Origin of the sequence: Pseudoalteromonas sp. JB197 (assembly GCF_002332205.1) — a bacterium.
GTDB lineage: Bacteria > Pseudomonadota > Gammaproteobacteria > Enterobacterales > Alteromonadaceae > Pseudoalteromonas > Pseudoalteromonas nigrifaciens.
In genome coordinates this window covers 761,002-781,226 of record NZ_NRGZ01000001.1, presented here as the reverse complement: position 1 = coordinate 781,226, position 20,225 = coordinate 761,002, and the positions used below count along the sequence as shown (strand labels likewise).

General features: G+C 40.7%; 16 protein-coding genes and 1 pseudogene. 7 read left to right on the top strand and 10 right to left on the bottom strand.

Annotated features, from left to right (window positions below; genetic code table 11):
- Positions 1-8: 8 nt before the first annotated feature.
- From ltrA to CIK86_RS03635, 4 genes and pseudogenes are all read right to left on the bottom strand, one after another.
- Complete coding sequence (gene ltrA / locus CIK86_RS03655) at positions 9-1,532, bottom strand: group II intron reverse transcriptase/maturase (RefSeq protein WP_008109360.1); 1,524 nt, start codon at positions 1,530-1,532, stop codon at positions 9-11.
- A 663-nt stretch (positions 1,533-2,195) separates the two neighbouring features.
- A pseudogene (locus CIK86_RS19330) lies at positions 2,196-2,890 on the bottom strand (IS3 family transposase); the annotation flags it as partial.
- A 240-nt stretch (positions 2,891-3,130) separates the two neighbouring features.
- Positions 3,131-3,355: a monooxygenase gene (locus CIK86_RS03640; protein ID WP_303394022.1), complete on the bottom strand. Its 225-nt coding sequence runs from the start codon at positions 3,353-3,355 to the stop codon at positions 3,131-3,133.
- Positions 3,356-3,568: 213 nt separating this feature from the next.
- The gene (locus CIK86_RS03635) at positions 3,569-6,811 is read right to left on the bottom strand and encodes a S41 family peptidase (RefSeq protein WP_176359684.1); all 3,243 of its coding nucleotides are present in this window, start codon (positions 6,809-6,811) and stop codon (positions 3,569-3,571) included.
- 338 nt (positions 6,812-7,149) lie between these two features.
- On the opposite strand from CIK86_RS03635, the gene CIK86_RS03630 reads away from it, so the two are divergent.
- On the top strand, positions 7,150-7,746 hold the full coding sequence (locus tag CIK86_RS03630) for a hypothetical protein (RefSeq protein ID WP_011327726.1): 597 nt from the start codon (positions 7,150-7,152) through the stop codon (positions 7,744-7,746).
- A 113-nt stretch (positions 7,747-7,859) separates the two neighbouring features.
- On the opposite strand, the gene CIK86_RS03625 is transcribed toward CIK86_RS03630, so the two are convergent.
- The 6 genes from CIK86_RS03625 to CIK86_RS03600 all read right to left on the bottom strand — a co-directional run bounded on the left by CIK86_RS03625 (position 7,860) and on the right by CIK86_RS03600 (position 14,283).
- Positions 7,860-8,630 (bottom strand): hypothetical protein, encoded by a 771-nt coding sequence (locus CIK86_RS03625; protein WP_086996771.1) that lies wholly within the window; start codon positions 8,628-8,630, stop codon positions 7,860-7,862.
- Between the two features lie 55 nt (positions 8,631-8,685).
- A complete protein-coding gene (locus CIK86_RS03620) occupies positions 8,686-9,912 on the bottom strand; it encodes an RNA-guided endonuclease TnpB family protein (protein ID WP_096317084.1) in 1,227 nt (408 codons plus the stop codon).
- Between the two features lie 273 nt (positions 9,913-10,185).
- Positions 10,186-10,701 (bottom strand): hypothetical protein, encoded by a 516-nt coding sequence (locus CIK86_RS03615; RefSeq protein WP_086998375.1) that lies wholly within the window; start codon positions 10,699-10,701, stop codon positions 10,186-10,188.
- Positions 10,702-10,845: 144 nt separating this feature from the next.
- A complete protein-coding gene (locus CIK86_RS03610) occupies positions 10,846-11,322 on the bottom strand; it encodes an FKBP-type peptidyl-prolyl cis-trans isomerase (protein ID WP_011327723.1) in 477 nt (158 codons plus the stop codon).
- A 2-nt stretch (positions 11,323-11,324) separates the two neighbouring features.
- A complete protein-coding gene (locus CIK86_RS03605) occupies positions 11,325-13,748 on the bottom strand; it encodes an AAA family ATPase (RefSeq protein WP_086998384.1) in 2,424 nt (807 codons plus the stop codon).
- 76 nt (positions 13,749-13,824) lie between these two features.
- Positions 13,825-14,283, bottom strand: coding sequence for a hypothetical protein (locus CIK86_RS03600; protein WP_011327721.1), 459 nt, complete (start codon positions 14,281-14,283; stop codon positions 13,825-13,827).
- Between the two features lie 232 nt (positions 14,284-14,515).
- On the opposite strand from CIK86_RS03600, the gene leuS reads away from it, so the two are divergent.
- The 6 genes from leuS to rlmH all read left to right on the top strand — a co-directional run bounded on the left by leuS (position 14,516) and on the right by rlmH (position 20,217).
- Positions 14,516-17,104 (top strand): leucine--tRNA ligase, encoded by a 2,589-nt coding sequence (leuS, locus tag CIK86_RS03595; RefSeq protein ID WP_086998372.1) that lies wholly within the window; start codon positions 14,516-14,518, stop codon positions 17,102-17,104.
- A gap of 1 nt (position 17,105) precedes the next feature.
- Positions 17,106-17,597: an LPS assembly lipoprotein LptE gene (lptE, locus tag CIK86_RS03590; protein ID WP_011327719.1), complete on the top strand. Its 492-nt coding sequence runs from the start codon at positions 17,106-17,108 to the stop codon at positions 17,595-17,597.
- A complete protein-coding gene (gene holA / locus CIK86_RS03585) occupies positions 17,597-18,634 on the top strand; it encodes a DNA polymerase III subunit delta (RefSeq protein WP_086998369.1) in 1,038 nt (345 codons plus the stop codon). Before lptE ends, holA begins: the two co-directional genes overlap by 1 nt.
- A 15-nt stretch (positions 18,635-18,649) precedes the next feature.
- A complete protein-coding gene (nadD, locus tag CIK86_RS03580) occupies positions 18,650-19,294 on the top strand; it encodes a nicotinate-nucleotide adenylyltransferase (RefSeq protein WP_086998366.1) in 645 nt (214 codons plus the stop codon).
- Positions 19,295-19,386: 92 nt separating this feature from the next.
- The gene (rsfS, locus tag CIK86_RS03575) at positions 19,387-19,704 is read left to right on the top strand and encodes a ribosome silencing factor (protein WP_011327716.1); all 318 of its coding nucleotides are present in this window, start codon (positions 19,387-19,389) and stop codon (positions 19,702-19,704) included.
- Positions 19,705-19,746: 42 nt separating this feature from the next.
- Positions 19,747-20,217, top strand: coding sequence for a 23S rRNA (pseudouridine(1915)-N(3))-methyltransferase RlmH (rlmH, locus tag CIK86_RS03570; RefSeq protein WP_058372938.1), 471 nt, complete (start codon positions 19,747-19,749; stop codon positions 20,215-20,217).
- Positions 20,218-20,225: the final 8 nt, after the last annotated feature.

Below are 20,225 nucleotides of genomic sequence, written 5' to 3'. Positions count from 1 at the left end.
CTCTCCGCTTAATTGTGGCTTACAGCCATTACAACATCGCTGTAGCGAGATGTGACAGTATTTCTCATTTCATCTCTAAGATAAGGGTTTGATTCAGGTAATCGCCAACGGAAGGGCAACTTAGGACTGCTCACCAGTCGATATAGTGAAGCGCTACATAAATTACCTCGATTGCTTTTACCAAATAATACCCAAGTCTTGGCCTGATTTGGCGTCGGTCGTTTTATCCACTTCATCATTAATGACTTAACGGAGCAACGATATTTCCGCGCTAGCCATTTTGCTAATTTCCAGAAAACTATACGATCAATTTTACTGTAAACTTTAGCGGTATAATCAGTATGACGATAAAATTGCGCCCAGCCTTTAAGCTTGCGGCTGAGTTGTTCAACTTTGTCTATCTTGCTACAACTGTGATCACTGGATAAAGCTTGGCTCAAGGAATGAGAAAATGCTTTAGCCTTACCATGTGGAATACCAGACACCACACGCATATTCCCTTTAGGACCACGTTTCCTTATGATCCTATGACCAAGGAAGATAAATCCATCATTCACATGCGTAATATGGGTTTTCTCCATGTTAAGTGTGAGTTTAAGTTTACCTTCAAGAAAATTTCGACACTGATCACGAATGGCTTCTGCTTGTTGTTTGTTACCTTTGACAATCACAAGAAAGTCATCGGCATAACGACAATAAGCAACCCCAGGTTTCCATTGTCTATTTTCCTCTAGTGCAATGGTACGCTTATCTTGGATTGTACGATTCCAGTACCAGCGATCTTTACGTGCTTTCTTGCTCAAGTAGCATTTATCCAAATACTGATCAAATTCGTTGAGCATGATATTTGACAATAATGGAGAAATGACACCACCTTGTGGTACGCCTTCGCTTGTTGCACAGAATAGATTACGTTCAATATGTCCTGCTTTGATGAACCGCCAGAGCAATTCATTAAATCGTCGACAATTGATACGCTTACGCACACATGTCATCAGTAATTGATGGTGGACTGTATCAAAATAACTTGATAAATCCCCTTCAATTACCCAGCGCCCACGTGGTTCACTTGAGCCTGTCATTTGTAACTTAACAGTTCTAATGGCGTGATGGACACTGCGTTCAGGTCTAAAACCATAGGATAGTGAATGAAAATCATTTTCCCATATCGGCTCCATTGCCATGAGCATGGCACGTTGCACTATTCTGTCTCTTAAGGTGGGTATGCCTAAAGGGCGTTGCTTTCCATTCGCTTTAGGAATATAAATTCGTCTGGCAGGCATTGGTTGATAATTACCCGAGAGTAAATCATTTCTGATCCCATCTAAGTAATCAGTCAGCTTATCCTGTAAGTGAATTTTAGTTATTCCATCAACGCCAGGTGTTTTGGCACCTTTTGAAGAAAGCGTTACTTCAGCCGCTTGGCAAAGCCATTGTGGGTGACTGATAAGGCGCAGTAATCGATTAACGCGACGCGCTTTATCGGTTGCTGTCCATGTTGCTAATTTACGTTGCAGTTCGCTGATTATCAAAGGTCTTCACCTCATTAAGGTCAGGTAATTTGCTTGCGCAAATCAATTAAACTGCGCCCCTTCGCCATGTAATGGGCTTTCCCCATCTCAGACTACTACGAACGCTCCGCCAGCTTGTTTGTCATCGGGGTCGTGCTCCCTTAGCATTCAAACAAACCTTCCCCGGTTTACCTATCTGAACTCGAACATATTGGGGTGGATGCCGATCGCAGTCTTTAACCTTATCGTGCTGTAAGGTAATAATACTTAAACGCTGAATTGTGATTTAGCGTTTATCCATTGATAAATACCTACGTGTGATTTATCAAGTCGGCAATAATACTCATACATTTAGTATTATTGCAGCATCATATTGCCTGTTAATTCGTGTAGGCAATGGCGACGTTTCAGCCCATAGATGCGGGTTAATCGGTTCATGTACTTCATCCGTCCAATACTTAGTCTAGAAGAGCATCTTGGCGTAACGAATTCGCCTCACTCCCCGTTGTCAGCGAGTTCCATCACCTTATCAGCATACGATAAGTCACTGCCGCTCAGACTCAACTATCTGCACAACCAGATAGTGCCATAAACAATTTGGCTCCTACCGTATTGCTCATGTATTTCAGATAGACTCGTGGTTCATTAAAGCATTCCTTGTTAGTGCTGAACTCCGGGCACACTATACGTAATATCCCCACACCAAACTTGGTTTGGGCTATTTACTTCAAATTCACGATTAAGTCTGTTTGGAATGTCTGGTCGCTCTACCGTCGCTAATTTATATGAATGAGGCCCAGGTTGTTTACAGACCAATCCCATGTCACGCATTATACGGCGTACCTTAAAGACGCCTACAGGTAAATCAGCGTCTTTTAGCATTGCTACCAACATGCGGCTACCGGCAGCTCCACGACTGAGTGAAAATAACTCACTAATCGTTGACCTAAGTCGCACCTCTTCAAGTTTAATTGATGTCACACGCTGCTTAAAATCGTAATAACTAGAACGCGGAACATTAAATACGCTACAGACCATTTCCACTGACTCATGCTCACTTAATTGGTCTATCAACGAATATTGTTCATCTCGTCTGACATTAAGAGAGCGGTAGCCTTTTTTAAAATTGTTTTTTCTCTTTCAAGCCGATTAACTTTAGCTTCAAGCTCCTGAATTCTAAGCTGCTCAGGAGTAAGCGCTTTAGAGTTTGGTGTTGTGCCACCACGCTCTTCTTGTAATTGCTTAACCCAACGACGAAGAGCTGTTTCACCGACCTCTAGTGAACGAGCAGCTTCTGGAAATGAGTATCCATCATCAAGGACTAATTTTGCTGAATTAAATTTAAACTCTTGAGAAAAAGAGCGACGTTGTTTTGTCATAGAACACCTCTGTTTGAGTGGTAATAATACCACCTAAATTAGTGTCCGGTTTCATTGAATCACAACATTAATTCCCTTGTTCGGTTTCGCTCCGCTCTTGCGTAACTCCTCTATATAAAATACGTTATTTAATTTGTGGGCTTTGAAAAAAGGCTGCACTAGGCAGCCTTTAATTTAAATGATTTTTTAACCCGTCTTATTATTTGGCTGCTTAACTATTTAACTAACTATTTAACTAATCTATTTAACGGTAAGCGGTGCGTTATTAATCGCTGATAATGGCAGGTTTACATCGAATAATTGGCCACGAACTTGGGCAACCCCCATAGCCTTTAAGCGTGCTGTGTGCATAGTTAAATACGCATTAGCTGATGCTTCATCTTGAAATAGGTAAATACCACCAGCAAGTTGACCTTGTTGGTTTTCGGTCCAAATTTTCCAAATAATACCGGGTTCATGGTTAATTTATTCGGCTAAATCTTTTAATGCTGCTGACATTTGCTCCCCAAACGGGCCTGCAAAATCAAAGTCTACCTGTAATAATTTTTTCACTATAAGCTCTCTTTTAACTAAAGCGCGGTATCACGCTTTTAATAATACTCTAATAAATTAGTTAGCTACCAAGCACACGCAAAGTAGCTAACAGGCTGCGTGACTTAGCAGCTTAATTTATTGCAATTAGCGACCAAATTCACTCGGTGGTGCTGGCACTACCAATGGTTTTTTCGGATTTGCTTTAAGCTCTTTTAATAACTCTTTTACAGCGCGTTCAATCGACGGATCTTGTCCGGCTTGAATAAGCTCTGGGCGATCAATCACTTCTATGTCTGGGCTTACGCCTTCATTTTCAATGATCCAGTTACCTTCGTTATCTAAAATTCTAAAAGTAGCGGCAATAACTGAGCCACCATCTACAAGCCCAGGGTTGCCCGAAATACCAATTAAACCGCCCCAGGTACGCGTACCAATTAATTTGCCTAAACCTGCTTGGCGAAAGTAATACGGTAGTGCGTCGCCGCCTGAACTAGAGTAGCCATTGATCAGCATAGCTTTAGGGCCATCGTGTGCAAACTGCGGGGTTTTAGTTGGCTCTACACCACGGCGTTTCCAGTAGTTAAGCGGTTTACGCGCTAACCAAGTGATCATATGTTCAGGTATAAAACCGCCGCCATTGTAACGATCGTCTATGATCATCGCTTCTTTATTAGTTTGCGGTAAAAAGTTTTTAAATAACGAACGGTTACCTTCGTAATGGGTGTTAGGTAAATGCACGTAGCCAATACGCCCATCTGAAAGCTTATTAACATACTCAGCGCGCGATTGTGCCCACTGTAAGTAACGCAATCCAGTTTCGCTGGCAATAGGCGTTACCATTACTTTCCAGCTATTTTTTAGGCTTGGTGATTTACTGAGTAGTAATTCAACCGATTTACCTTGGGTGTTTTCTAGTAGTTCGTAAAAGTTGACTACGCTTTTTACTGAGCGGCCATTTACTGCAATTATGTAATCGCCTACATTGGCGTTAATGCCGGTTTCGTTTAGCGGTGAGCGAAAGTTTTCGTGCCAGTTTTCGCCTTTAAAAATAGTCTCTATTTTTACAAAGCCTGATTTATGCGCGCTAATTTCAGCGCCCAATAAGCCATGCTGTAAACGAGGAGATGTTGGCATATCGCCCGAGTTAACATAAATATGCCCTGAGTTTATTTCGCCTGCTATTTCACTTAGTACATAATCTAGGTCGGCTCGATGTGCAATAGCGTCGGCCATAGGTTGGTAACGCGCTAAAATAGCATCCCAATCTTGGCCATGATGGTTCTCGTCATAAAACCAGTCGCGCAGGGTGCGCCAGCCTTCACGATACATTTGTGCCCACTCGGTTTGCGGGTCAATTTTTAATACCATGTCTTGCAAGTTAAGTTGCGTGGCTTTTAAGTCTTGTTTAGCTTCTGGCTTTATTACGCTAATGTTTTTTCCTGCACGAGCAATAATATGCTCAGCATTAGCCGACACTTTATAATTACTCACTCCTGCTGCTATTGTGACAACTTCACCATCAACGGCATTAGGCACTAATTTAAGCTCTCCTGCCGATAATGTTAATACGCCGTCTTTTACGCCGCTTAGTGCGCCGTAATTACCTGCCGGTACATTTAGCGCCACAACGCGGTTCATAAAGCCGTTACTTTCTATATAGTTGCTGGGTGTTTTAGCTGACTTTTCATCGTCTTTATCTGCTTTAGAATCAACAATACTTATTTCGTCACTCAGCGGTGTATTAAGTGGTTTTATTTTACTGTTTACTGCAACCGAATACAGTCGGGTTGCATTGTTAAACATGTAGTCAAACTCGTAGCTACTAAAAGTTAAATTAAAGTCGCGCTCTGATGTGAAATACAATTGCTGCCCGTCGGGAGAAAACGCTGGGTTGGTTTCACTGCTCATGTCGCCTGTTAAGCGAGTAACGCGTTTGTCTTTTAAATTGTAATGCCATAATGAGGCGTAGCGGTTTTCGTTATTTTTAACAAACACTATATCTTCGCTATTAGGCGACCAAATATAGCTAGTTAAACTATCTTCATTATATTTTGCGGTATCAATTTTACGCTGCTTACCGGTTTTAATATCGAGCCACCACAGGGTGTGATTTTGATCGCTAAACAATAACTTTTTATTATCTGGTGACCAAACTGGCTCAAAACGCCAAATACTGCCGTTACTGGTCAGTTGCTTAACTTGGTTGTTATTAGCTCTGTCTTTTAAGTAAATTTCGTACTCGCCCGTTTCATCACTCATGTAAGCAATATAACGCCCATTGGGCGACCATGTAGCCGATATTTCACGCCCTTTAGGCGTATGGCTTAAGTTTCGGGTTGGGCCATTTTTAACCGGTACAGAAAACAGCTCGCCACGGGCGGTAAATAGTACTCTTTTTCCGTCGTGCGATACGTCCATTGAATCAATAAAGTCACTAACATTTTTACTGTAGGCCATTGTATGTTCACGGTTACCTTGAACATTTATGCTCAGCTTTTCAGATTGCTGCGTGGCGTCATCAAAGCGATACAAATAACCACCATTTTCATACACTATGGCGTTGGGCCCAGCCGAGGGCCAAAGCACATCAAAGTCGCTGTGGTTAGTTACTTTTATCGGTTTTTTGCCATCTTGATGTTTGTATAAATTTAGCGTGTATTCTCTGTCCGACACGTAGTAAATGTTATTGTTAACCCAAGTAGGTTGTTGGTCGGTTGCTCTGTTGGTTGTTAATTGCTTTGATTTGTTATTTTCTAAATCGTAAACCCATACATCTTGTGCGCGCCCGCCACGGGTGCGTTTCCAAGTACGAAATTCGCGATCAATGGGTGTATAAACATACTGTTTACCATCGGGCGATAACATGCCACCGCCAGTTTCTGGTATGGCTAATGGTTGCTCTAGGCCACCAGCAGCAGGCACCATATAAGGTCGGCCAACACGCTGACCATAAGGGGTGCGATTAGCTCTAAACACAATATGCTTACCGTCTGGGGTCCAATCAAGTACGCGATAATCAAAACCACCGCGCGGCGGCATTACACCTACGTCGTTATAATAGGTCAGTTGCTTTAAGTCAGAGCCATCGCGGTTCATTACGTACACTTGGCGGCTGCCATTATATTGGGCTGAAAAAGCGATTTGGCTGCCATCTGGCGAAAATTTAGGAAAAGTTTCAAAACCAATATGATCAGTTAAGCGCGTGCTTTTACCTGTTTTAATGTTTGCTATATAAATATCGCCCGCATAAACAAAGGTAACTGATTCTTTATGAATATCGGGAAAGCGTAATAAGCGGGTATCTTGTGTTTGATAAGCCGCAACCATCGGCGATATTGCCGGTGCAACCGCTACTGCTATTGCTGTTAATAAAGTGCGTAGTTTCAAGGTTATCGTCCTTACAATGTTATTTCATTTCATAATAACAATAAAAAGACAGTTTGCAGCTTTGTGCGACAAATTACTGTAACAAGGTGTAAATACAGTCATTGTAAAAGCTTAATAATTGGTAATATATTTCACTCACATTTTAATATTTTAAACACCTACTCTAGCTAAAAGCAGTACTTTAAGCTCATTAAAAAAATAAAAGTTAATACTGCCTTGATTTATTCAGCTTTTGTTAACACTATCTTGCCCAATAAAATCCATTACTTTCATGGTATTACCTAACGATCTGTAATTTGGTTTTATTTAATCATAAATACACATAAAAGGAATATAATGTGAACAAAATAGCTTCAATCTTTATCGCTGTTACCCTACTTTTAACTACCGGCTGTACGGCCATTATGACTGCAGAACAAGCAGCTCCTACGTTAAATAAGCCCCAAGTTGATGAAATACAAATTGCAGTGGTAGATCATCGCCCATATGTTGTAAATGGTGACAAACTCTCTGGTTTTGAAGGATTAAGTCGCTCTGGCTTTGGTATACCTTATACACAAAACATCATTACTGGCGAAACTATGCCACAACACTTAGGTAAACGCCTTGCTGCTGGTTTTATTCGCTCTGGTATTAACGCTAAGCTAATAGCTACCACACCACAGGTCGATATTAATGACATTAAAGCAGATAGCGATACTGCGACTATTATAATCGTACTTAACGAATGGAAGTATGATCACCACGCTTTTACTGATAACTCATGGTATAACTTTGATCTAATAATTAAGGATCGCACTGGTGCTACGCTTATAAATAAAAACTTTACTGGCGAGCAAGACATTCCAAGTATGCATACCAACGACTTACAAATGCTTTATAAAGAGCGCTTTGAATTAGCGTTTGCAGATCCTGAGGTTAAAGCGTTACTGTAATTTTAAACTACGCGAACATTTTTATTGGCGAACTAAATAAGTATTTAGTTCGCCAAAGCAGCAAACAATATAACTGTTATTTACGCGCTTAAATTAAAACCCCTTCTTTATTACTATTTAATATTTTCTGAAACCTCAATCATTACCGTTTGATCTACTTGTATAAGCCCGCGCTTTGGCCGGTCTAAATCTATAATAATAAATACGATTAAAGTAATTAACAAAGAAACCAATACTATGGGCACAATCATTCGCTTACCACTGAGTCCTGCGGAATAACCCATAATGCCGCCAGACGAAATAAAAACAATAAAGAGCAGTATTAATACCACCTCAGGTACATGCATTTGCAATAAAGCATTTCGCTTTCCTTGGCTGTCTATTACATCATTAAGCGATTTTACAAACGCTCCTGTAGTTACAGGCCTTGGGTCAACATTTGTGGCTGCGATAGCCAATGACCATAACTGACGCTGTAAGTTGGCTATTTTATTATTGTAGTCGTTACGCTGCGCGTGTTTAGTTAAATCTAATTGCCCTATAGCAACTCGTAAGTCTACATACTCTTTAAATAATTCATTGGCTTTTTTTTTGTATTCTTGTGGCAGTAATTCAACCCGTAATATGGCTGTGCCTATCGTGTTTGCTTCATCTATTAACGCCATGCTGCGGTTATCATACCGTTGCATCGACATGCTAAATGTAAAACCCAGTAGTAATGCTAACAAACCTAATATACTGCCCTGAATAGAACCCGTTAGCGTCTTAACTTCACTGTCGGTTCTGCCTTGAATAAAGCGCCCTGCTCTAAAGCCTATTTCGTTAAAAATAACGATCGCTAAAACAATGTAACTGCAATTAATACACTGCTGTATCCTTGACATCCTCCCCCACCTCGCTAAGCGCCTGAACAAGTTCAGGAAAGGAGGGGGATTCCGATTAGTTTAAAACCATCGGGGCCTTATGATCACTCATAAGGCAAGTTCCTGCTTCAACAAGCTGACTAATGTCAATCTCTCCACAGGCTAGAACGCGATGACCTCGCGCTAAAATATTTAATGCGCCAACATGATCCGCATTATCTTGATAACCGCACTTCGCACATTCAAACTTAGACTGCGTTAATCGGTTATCTTTTGATTGATGACCACACGCTGGACACGTTTGACTGGTATGTTTCGGATCAACAAAAATAACCTGACCGCCGAGCCAATCCTGCTTATATTTCAGCATCTCTTTAAACATTCCCCATCCTTGATTGAGAATGACGCGGTTTAAGCCAGATTTTTGTTTCACCATTTTTCCATGCTGCTCACTGTTGCCTTTGCTGTTTTTCGTCATATTTCTAATTTTAAGATCTTCTAGCACGATGATTGCGTGGCTTTTGCTCAACTGTGTTGAGATCTTATGTAATTTGTCATGACGAATATTGGCAACTTTCGTATGAAATGTTGTGATCTTTGCTTTTAATTTTTTCCAGTTACTTGAAAATTTCACTTTTCTAGCAAGTTGCTTCTGTAATCGTTTGATCCTGATTGTCTGTTTACTGGTATCTATCGGCTCCACAAAACTGCCATCAGAAAAGGTAATTAGGCGTTTCACGCCTAAATCTCCGCCAATTATGGCGTTTGATGGGTGCTTAGGTGGTGCTACTTCTTGTTCAACTTGGATTGAAACAAACCAGTGCTTTCCTTTTTGTGAAACAGTGACGTTTTTAGCTTTTCCTAAAATAGCTTGGCTTTTTCTAACATTAACCCAACCGATTTTAGGTAAAAAAATACGTTTCCCATTCTTGTCGATTTTAAAGCCTTGTGGAAAACTAAAGCTATTCACCTCTCCTTTTTTCTTAAAAGTAGGCACCCGTTTGAGTGGTTGGTTTTTATCGAATGCGTCTTTAAAGGCGCGTTCAAGCTGTTTTAATGTTTGTTGGATAGTTTGTGCGGGCGATAGTGTTAAAAAGCCATACTCCTCGCTTTTTTTCCAAAGTTTGGAAAAGAAATCCAACTCTTGGTAGTAGCAAATTTTTTGTTCATTCTGTAACTTAAATAAGTTAATCGCTAAGGCTTTATTCCACAAGAATCGACAATTTCCCGCATATTGCGCCATTTTAGCGTTAATATCGGGTGTTGTTTTTAAACGAAATTTATAAGCTTTGCGAATAATCATACTGTTATTATATACAGTCAATCAAAAAGGAACAACCCACTTAGTCGCTTCGCGACTATTGCCTTATATCACCGACCTAAAGGAACGGTGTTTTACGGCAAAAAGTTGATAAAGTAATTCATCTTCGAACATAATTTAGTAAATTCCACTGGCCATTATTTGGGTGTACTTTTTAAAGCGTACTCAACAAAGTTATACTTTAAAAATACGGTAAATTTAAACAGGAAGTAAGTAATATTAAGTTAAGGGCTAATTCACCAAGCTGCTTTAACGTTAAACATTATAGTCGTGATCGCCTCGTCTTTTCATTTCGCTTATAACCAGCTCAATCATTTGTTGTTTTATTGCTGCTTGCTCTGATTTTAACTCCCCTAATTGCAGCTCTAGTATATCTATTTGCTCTTGTTGTTGTGAGTTTTTATATTTTTTAGACCCTAAATGCTCAACATCAAGAGCTAAACTAGCATCACTTATATTTGGCTCATTTGCGGTGCTATTTATGGTTAAGCTGCGTTGCATTGGACTTTGTTTGAGTTTGTTAATTTGCTCTTGCAATGCAATAACCCGTCCTGAAAAGTGTTTATACACTTTTTCTAGGTTTTTATATTGATTACTAAACGTTGCGTTATCTTCACTGTACTTTTGTGCTTTAGTGTCTAAGAACTTTGATAAAACATATTTTGGCTCTTCTTCTTTCTCGCCTTCAGCAAGTTGCTTACCTGGCTGTGTTAAAGGCTGAGTATTAAGGCTGTATGTATGGTGTACAGTGGAAGCTGGTGAAATCTTCATTATTTTATCCCTAAAATAGCTTTGTCACTATTATAGGTATCGACCTAAGATTAAAATTCTTGAGTAACCTTTGAAGGCTGGCTAAAAGCAAAAAGCCCCACTTTATAAAAGTAGGGCTTAAGTACTTTATTATTTTAAATAAAGTTACGACTCAATAGCCAATAACTCAACTTCAAATATAAGCAGTGATGCCGGTGGAATGCTGCCCACACGTTTTTCACCGTAAGCCAGTTGATGCGGTACATAAAGTAGGTATTTATCGCCGGGGCTCATAAGTTGCAGACCTTCGGTCCACCCTTTAATAACTTGATGTAAACCAAAGCTAATAGGGGCTTTACGCTCTACTGAGCTGTCAAATACTGTGCCGTCTATTAACGTACCGTGGTAGTGCACATTAACCATGCTTTTGGGGTTAGGCTTGTCATCGCTTTGCCCTTGGTGCAATACTTTGTACTGCAAGCCTGAAGCGGTCTCTTGTACGCCATCTACTTTTGCATTAGCCGCCAAAAAATCAGCTTCTATTTGCGCGTTAATACCCACTTGTTGTTTGGCTTTTTTACTGTTTTTAAATATTAAAAAGCAAAATATGGCGATAATTACCGCTAATATTATATTAAGCATAGTTAATTTTTTTCCTCTTCTGGTTCTGCGTCTTTTTCATCTTCGCTATCGCCGTTTACAATGTCTGCAATATCTTTAAGTCGTGCTAAGGCTAGGCCGTTTACTGAGTTTTCTGGGTAGTGCCCGTCGACTAAGTCGCCAGCTTCTAAATCCATCAGTAAGTTAAGTGCCTGATCTACCGTCTCTACTGCGTAAATATTAAATTTACCAAGTTCAACTGCATTAAGTATTTCCTCATCTAACACTAAGTTAACTTGGTTAGATTTAGGAATGATCACGCCCTCTTCGCCAGTTAAACCGCGCATTTTACACAGTTTAAAAAAGCCCTCTATTTTTTCGTTTACGCCACCAATAGCTTGTACATCGCCATGTTGGTTAATTGAGCCAGTAAGCGCAATTGATTGACTCAGTGGTAAACTAGTAATAGCCGAAATTAATGCACATAACTCGGCAAGTGACGCGCTATCGCCGTCTATGTAGCCATAACTTTGTTCAATTGCAATATTTGCACTGAGCGTTAAGCTAAAGTGCTGCGCGTATTTATTGCCTAAATAACCGGTAAGTAGCATTACCCCTTTAGAGTGAATTGCTTTACCTAGCTCGGCTTCGCGCTCTACATCTAAAACGCCATCGGCACCGGCATAAACTGTTGCCGTAATACGCGCAGGTGTACCAAATGAGGTATCGCCAATATGCAGTACTGTTAAACCATTTACTTTGCCTATGGCTTGGCCTTGCGTGGCAATAAGGGTGTGCCCTTCTTTAATATCGCTGAGCATGTTTTCGCTAATTTGCCCAGTACGATACTGTTTACCTTCAATGGCTTCGTCAATATGATGAGCGTCTATAACCGTTAGTTTGTCTTGCTTGGCATAATAGCTTGCTTCGGCTACTAGCTCTAACACATCGGCAAAACGGGCAGAGAGTTTATTATGATGCTCGGCTTGGCGATAACTAAATTTGAGCAAGCGCACCATTGCTGCTTCTGTAGTGGTGCATTTTAAAACGTGCTCACAATAGTCAGTTACTTTGGTAATAAATTGGTACTGTAATTTATCGCTACTCGGTAAGTAGTAGTCAAAGTCGGCTAGTATTCTAAACAGCTCAGCAAATTCTTCGTCGTACTCACCTATGGTGTAGTACAGCTCGCGCGAGCCTAATAATATTATTTTTACATCTAGCGGAATTAACTGCGGGCGCAACGTAAAACTGCTGCCTACAACGCTATCTTGATACGGTAAGTCATTTTTAATTTGATGGGTTTTAAGCGACAGTTTTAAACCATCCCACACTTGTGGGTTAGCCATTACTTTTTCGGCGTCCATCATTAAATAGCCACCGTTAGCGCGATGCAATGCGCCGGCCTGAATTGAGCGATAGCTAGTTATAAGCGAGCCTTGTGAGGTAGCGTACTCAACCTTGCCAAATATGTTGCCAAACGTTGGGTTAGGTTCGTAAACCACAGGAGCGGCGTCGCCTTCTTTAAACTCAACTAAAATATTGGGCGCAAAAAAGTCTGTAAGCATGCCTTTGCGATCAAAGTCTTCTTTGTTTTCTTCGCTTTCGCCTTCATCGTCTAACCACTCAAGCACAGCGTCAATAATTTCTACGCGAATGTCTTTTAAATAACGCAGCACGCCAATATGGCTGGCATATTTATGCTCTAAGTCTTTTAATAAGGGCTTAGTTGCTTGCTCGGCAGTCGACTTTTTAAGGTTACGTAGTTTTTCGGTAGATTCACGCTTCCAGCGCGGCAGCTCAATAAGTGCTTCTATTAATATGTCTTCGAGTTTTTCAATTCTTTCAAAAAAGGTTTCACGTAGCTCATCTTCAAGGTGCGAAAATTCATTATCGCTTAGCTGCTTGCCACCTATTAATGGAGCAAAACCTACTACGCCTTTTTCTTCAATAAGCGCCACACTTTGTTCAAGCGCCGCAATTTCTACCGCGGTAATAGCACCGTCATAGGCGTCGTTAAATTCACGGTCTATGGATTTCTTTTTGCGCTGGTACGCAGGGTTGTCAAATGCGGCAGGAAAGGTGTCGAGCACTTCGTCAATAAAAGCATCAATGTCATCGGCAAGCTTTTTACTTTGCCCAGCTTGCATAAACAGTGCAATAGGCTCGCGGTGGTCGTCGTAATTATTTACATACAACCACTCATTAGGCGTTACTCTGCCTTTGGCATGCTCTTTTAGTTTGTCTTTTACTAGGGTAAAACGTCCATGTGCAGCTTCGCCCATTACGTATACGTTATAGCCAGGTAAATCCATACCGAGTGAAAAGTCTAATGCACTTTGCGCCCGTTGTTGGCCTATAAAAGTAAAATGCTCTGGGTATGGGTTGCTCATGCAAGTATGCACGTGGCTAGTAGAAATGCTCGGCGCAAGCTTTGATACAGGTAGTGGCAGTAATTTTTTCGTCATTCTAACTTCTTTGTTTACCAGCGTATTCACTGGCTTTTGGCGTATTAAGTGGCCTGCAGCCACTTAATACTTATATTTAGGGTTGCAAAGCCTTACGGCTAAAATAGATTCCATCACACTCTAAACAAGGTGTTATTTGCGTAGCATGATAAACATCGTAACTATGGTTACAATTCTTACATACTAATGTGCCCATGGCTATCCATTCGCCTACGTGATATATGCCATTGTGCTTAAAATCTTGGCTAAGTGAGTGCCACTCTAGCTGTGTTTTGTCTTCTATGTGCGAAAGCTCATACCATAATGATTCTTTAAGCTCTTGCCATGCAAGCGAATTATAGTGGGTTTCGTGCTCTTGCAAGTGTTCTAAATCGCGCATTAAGTAGTTACGATAAAGTTGATACTTTTCTTCTCCTAAATTTTTAAGTGCCTGCTCAGATTCAACAAATCGTTTTACCGCCTCTTTTAATTCATGATCTTTTACATCTTTTAACCAAAGCGTTAAATCGTTTAGCCATGTTTTGTAGTCAGCCATTTTCTTACTCCTGCAAATTTAGGGCATATTTAGATTTGTAGGTTGAACCTATTAGGGCTGTTAAATCAACCTTTAACCTATGCTTTTCAGCAACTAGCTTACAAAAGTATAGGTTAACCTGCACTGAAAGTTATAATTTAATAAAAGCGTGTTTATGGCGCTATAAATAGCGGTTTATTTGGGTTATCCTAGAGCTAATTTTTTATTAGTCGTAAGAAGTCTGGAACCGTAGATGCAAGAGCAATATAACCCTCAAAAAATAGAGTCAAAAATCCAACGTTACTGGGAAGAAAACAAAGTATTTAAAGTTACGGAAGATGAGAGCAAAGAAAAGTATTACTGCCTTTCTATGTTCCCCTACCCGAGCGGTCGACTCCATATGGGTCACGTGCGTAACTACACTATTGGTGACGTTGTATCTCGCTTTCAGCGCTTAAAAGGCAAAAACGTAATGCAACCTATGGGTTGGGATGCGTTTGGTTTACCTGCAGAAAACGCGGCTATTAAAAACAAAACAGCCCCTGCAAAATGGACCTACGAGAATATTGACTACATGCGCACCCAACTTAAGCAGTTAGGTTTTGGTTATGACTGGGATCGCGAAATTGCCACGTGTCATCCAGAATACTATAAATGGGAACAATGGTTTTTCACTAAGTTGTACGAAAAAGGCTTAGTGTACAAAAAAATGTCGACGGTTAACTGGGATCCGGTAGATCAAACTGTATTAGCTAACGAGCAAGTTATTGACGGTCGCGGTTGGCGTTCGGGCGCTGTGGTTGAGCAAAAAGAAATTCCACAGTGGTTTATTAAAATTACCGACTACGCACAAGAACTACTTGACGATTTAGACAAGTTAGAAGATTGGCCTGAACAAGTTAAAACCATGCAGCGCAACTGGATTGGTCGCTCTGAAGGGTGTGATATTGAATTTAAACGCACTGATAACAACGAAACATTTAGCGTTTATACCACGCGTCCAGATACCTTTATGGGTGTGACTTATGTAGCGGTTGCTGCAGGCCACCCAATTGCTAAAGAAGCGGCTAAAAATAGCGATTCTGTGGCACTGTTTGTTGAAGAATGTAAAAACAACAAAGTAAGTGAAGCCGACATGGCAACCATGGAGAAAAAAGGCATAGCAACAGGCTTTTTTGCTACTCACCCACTTACTGGTGAGCAAGTACCAATTTGGATCGCTAACTTTGTATTAATGCATTACGGCTCAGGCGCGGTAATGGCAGTGCCTGCACACGACCAACGTGACTTTGAATTTGCAACAGCCTACGGCCTTGATATTAAACAAGTGATTGCGCCAGTTACGGGCTCTGACCTTGAAGTAAACCTAAACAAAGAAGCGTTTACCGATAAAGGTGTATTGGTTAACTCGGGTGAATTTGACGGCCTTGATTTTGACGCGGCATTTAATGCCATTGCCGATAAGTTAGAAGCCTTGGGTGTGGGCGAGCGTAAAGTAAACTTCCGCCTGCGTGATTGGGGCGTAAGCCGCCAACGTTACTGGGGTTCACCAATTCCAATGCTTAGCGACGAAGACGGTAACGAACTTGCTGCAACCGACGAGATGCTGCCAGTACGCTTACCAGAGGACGTAGTAATGAATGGCGTTACATCGCCAATCAAAGCTGATCCTAACTGGGCAAAAACCACCATGAATGGCGCACCAGCGTTTCATGAAACCGATACCTTTGACACCTTTATGGAATCGTCTTGGTATTACGCTCGTTACTGTAGCCCACGTCATGACGAAGGCATGCTAGACCCAGCAGCGGCTAACTATTGGTTACCAGTAAACCAATACATAGGCGGTATTGAACACGCTATTTTACATTTATTGTACTCGCGCTTTTTCCATAAACTATTACGCGACTTTGGTTTAGTTGATTCAGACGAGCCATTTGACCGCTTACTTTGTCAAGGTATGGTATTAGCCGAAACATTTTATCGTAAAGATGAAAAAGGAGCTGATATTTGGATTTCGCCAAGCGACGTAAATACCGAAACAGACGACAAAGGCCGCGTAACTAAAGCATGGCATAAAGTTGATGGTAACCCGGTGTTTTCATCTGGCATGAGCAAAATGTCAAAATCGAAAAATAACGGTATTGACCCACAGCATGTTATTGCACAATACGGCGCCGACACTGTACGTTTATTTATGATGTTTACAGCACCACCAGAGCAAACGCTAGAATGGTCTGACGCGGGTGTTGAAGGTGCACATCGCTTCTTAAAACGTGTGTGGAAATACGCGGTTGATGTTAAAACAGTTGGTTTTCAACCACTCAATAAAACAGCATTAAATAACGAGCAAAAAGTACTGCGTCGCGATTTACACAAAGCAATTGCTAAAGTGAGTGATGATGTTGAACGTCGTCAAACCTTTAATACTGCTATTGCGGCAATTATGGAGCTGTCTAATAAATTATTAAAAGCACCGTTAAATAGTAAGCAAGATGTAGCGATAGCTAACGAAGCGCTTGAAGCAATGCTTATTATGCTTGCACCTATTACGCCGCATTTGTCGCACCAATTATGGCAAGAGCTAGGTAAAGAAGGCGATATAGTTAACGCTTCATGGCCAGAGGTTGATCAGTCGGCTTTGGTTGAGGATGAAAAGTTAATTATTATTCAAGTTAACGGAAAACTACGCGCTAAACTAACCGTTGCAGCCGATGCCACAAAAGAGCAAGTAGAAGCACTCGCTTTTGAACAAGCAAGCGTAACTAAATACACTGACGGTGTTACCGTTCGTAAAGTTATTTACGTACCGGGTAAACTGCTTAATGTGGTAGCTAATTAATATGGCCGCTTTTAACGCCATTAAAAACGGACTAGCCTTAGTGCTAGTCTGTTTTTTATTAACTAGCTGTGGCTTTCATTTAAAAAAAGCCTCTAGCTTGCCAGACGACCTAAAACAAATAACCCTCATTGGCGACGATGAAAAGTCAGCGTTATTTAGCGCCTTAAAAAGTGAGCTTATTGCCAGTGACGTTAAACTAGTTGCGGCTAGTAAAAAGTCGGCACAGCTTTATTTATTTAAAGATCAGCTTGAACGTCAAACCTTGTCGTTGTTTCAAAATGGCCAAGTAGCAGAATACGAACTTACTTACAGTGTTGCGTTTGTGATCAATCGTCCTAATGCTGAGCCAATAGAAAAGCGCTTTGAGTTATATCGTAATTATCAAGACGATCCTGACAATGCATTAGCCAAAGCAAAAGAGCTTGCACTCCTTATTAGCGAAATACGCCAACAAGCTAGTCGTCGTATTCTTAGAGAGTTGTCGCAACTATAATGCGCTGTTACGCTAATCAATTACCGAGTGAACTAAAAAAAGGCTTAAAACCCTTTTACTTAGTGTTTGGTGAAGAGCCTTTTCAAGAAGCGCAATGTGTACAACAAATTCGCGCAATTGCTAAAGAGCAAGGCTTTGATGAAGTAATTAAATTTACTTTAATGCAAGGTTTTGATTGGCAAGAAATTATAGCTCAATATCAAAGTATGTCGCTGTTTAGCGCCCGCACTATTATTGAGCTTGATTTAAACCAGCAAAAGCCAGGACTTATTGGTAGCAATACATTTAAAAAAATTATTGAGCTAATAAACCCCGATACCATTTTAATTATTAAAGGCGCTAAAGCCAGCCAAGACGTACAACGCAGTGCTTGGTTTAAAGCGCTTGATAAACACGGTTTATTTGTACCTTGCTACCCGCTTACCGGTACGCATGTAAAGCGCTGGTTAGATGAGCAATGCCAGCGTTTATCACTTAATATGCAAAATGAGGCAAAGCTGAGTTTAATTAGCGCCACTGAAGGTAATTTACTAGCGTGCTTTCAAGAGCTTGAAAAACTCTCATTACTACACGCCAATACGCTCATTACACAACAATTAGTAATGCAAGGGCTGTTAAATCAAGCCAAGTTTGATATTTTTGATTTAAGCGACGCACTGTTAAACGGCCAAGCTAAACAAGCAATAAAAGTGCTGAATAAACTGGCCAGCGATAACACCGAAGTGGTGAGTATTTTATGGGCTATAACCAAAGAGCTTAACACCTTAATTGATGTGCAAATTGGTTTACTTAATGGCGAGCCTATTGCTAATTTATTTAAGCAAAAAGCAATATGGAAAAACCAGCAAGCGCCAGTACAAAGCGCTATAAACAGGTTAAATATTCACACCCTTGAGCAAATTAGCTCTGAGCTTGCAATATTCGACGCCAGCTACAAACAAGGTAACTTAATTGCGCCCTATCAAGCACTCGCGCATATTTGTATTAAGTTTTGCCAACCGCTGAATATTTCGCTGCCATGTCATCCTGTTAATTAAAATGCAGAATTTAACATGATCGCAATTTTTGGTGGCACTTTCGACCCCGTTCATTTGGGGCACATTAATATGGCAAAGCAATGCGTAAATACTCTTAACTTAAGTACGTTGTATTTTATGCCTTGCGCACTGCCAGCTCATAAAATGGCTCCTGGCATTAGCACCCAGCACCGAGTAGCTATGCTCAATGCAGCAATTGCGCCTTACCCTTTTTTTCAACTCGATTTAAGAGAGTTGCACCGCACTGGGCCTTCTTATTCTTTATTGAGTTTACAAGAATTAAGAGCACAGCATCCAAACACGCCAATTGTGTTTTTAATTGGCATGGACTCGTTTAATAACCTCGATAAATGGTATCAGTGGCAAGCAATCACGCAACTTTGCCATATTGTGGTGTATCAACGCCCTGGGCAGCAATGTGCTGTTAGTGGCCATTTACAGCATTATATGCAACAAGCGCAAGTTAATAATGCAAAAACCCTTTCACATACGGTTGCCGGTAAACTTTATTTTTTACCCGGTGAAATGCTCGATGCAGCATCGAGTAATATTCGCCAACAACTTAAAAATACTAATAAAAAGAATGAACTATTACCCGATGCGGTGAGTCTGTATATAGAGCGCCATGCGCTTTACCAAAATGATGATAATACTAATTAACCTTGACAAGTGAATACTCTGCAAGAGTCATTGGTATAAAACCCCTAGCATGTTAAAATGCACGCTATTAAATTTAAAATTGAGACAAAACCTTGGATTCGAAACAACTACTCGCTTTTGCAATAGATAAAATTGAAGATATGAAAGCACGCGATGTGATTCATATTGACGTAACAGCAACATCAGACATTACAGACTACATGGTTGTATGCTCTGGCACATCTAAACGTCATGTTCTGTCAATTGCTGATAATTTAGCAAAAGAGGCTCGCCACGCAGGTGAAGAACCTTTAGGTTATGAAGGCCAAAGCGACGGTGAATGGGCATTGGTTGATTTAGGTGATGTGGTTGTACACGTGATGCAAAACGAAGCACGTAGCTATTACGATCTAGAAAAACTGTGGGGCTAGTAATAAACACCCACTTATTTTAGACAGGCTTGGAAGTAACACGTGAAAATACAAATGATTGCCGTTGGTACAAAAATGCCAGCTTGGGTAGAAACCGGGTTTACAGAGTATCAACGTCGTTTTGCTAAAGATATGGCGCTTGAACTGATTGAAATTCCAGCCGGAAAACGTGGTAAAAATGCAGATATAAAACGCATTTTACATATTGAAGGTGAAAAAACCTTAGCAGCTATTCCTAAAGGCAACCGTATTGTTACTCTAGAAGTAACAGGTAAACCACTTGATACACACGAACTTGCTAAAAACATGGAAAAATGGCAACTCGATGGCCGCGATGTAAGTTTACTTATTGGCGGTCCTGAAGGACTTGCACCAGAGTGTATTGCTGCCTCTGAGCAAAAATGGTCGTTATCTAACTTAACTTTACCGCACCCTTTGGTGCGTATTATTGTTGCTGAAAGCCTATACAGAGGCTGGAGCTTAAATAACAACCATCCTTATCATCGCGAGTAATCCTTGCT

Excerpts from the sequence above, each read along its gene's own strand:
- CIK86_RS03615 (WP_086998375.1), bottom strand. The coding sequence starts at position 10,701 with ATGAAGATTTCACCAGCTTCCACTGTACACCATACATACAGCCTTAAT.
- CIK86_RS03625 (WP_086996771.1), bottom strand. The coding sequence starts at position 8,630 with ATGTCAAGGATACAGCAGTGTATTAATTGCAGTTACATTGTTTTAGCG.
- lptE (WP_011327719.1), top strand. The coding sequence starts at position 17,106 with ATGGCCGCTTTTAACGCCATTAAAAACGGACTAGCCTTAGTGCTAGTC.
- CIK86_RS03610 (WP_011327723.1), bottom strand. The coding sequence starts at position 11,322 with ATGCTTAATATAATATTAGCGGTAATTATCGCCATATTTTGCTTTTTA.
- CIK86_RS03620 (WP_096317084.1), bottom strand. The coding sequence starts at position 9,912 with ATGATTATTCGCAAAGCTTATAAATTTCGTTTAAAAACAACACCCGAT.
- CIK86_RS03600 (WP_011327721.1), bottom strand. The coding sequence starts at position 14,283 with ATGGCTGACTACAAAACATGGCTAAACGATTTAACGCTTTGGTTAAAA.
- nadD (WP_086998366.1), top strand. The coding sequence starts at position 18,650 with ATGATCGCAATTTTTGGTGGCACTTTCGACCCCGTTCATTTGGGGCAC.
- holA (WP_086998369.1), top strand. The coding sequence starts at position 17,597 with ATGCGCTGTTACGCTAATCAATTACCGAGTGAACTAAAAAAAGGCTTA.
- leuS (WP_086998372.1), top strand. The coding sequence starts at position 14,516 with ATGCAAGAGCAATATAACCCTCAAAAAATAGAGTCAAAAATCCAACGT.
- CIK86_RS03605 (WP_086998384.1), bottom strand. The coding sequence starts at position 13,748 with ATGACGAAAAAATTACTGCCACTACCTGTATCAAAGCTTGCGCCGAGC.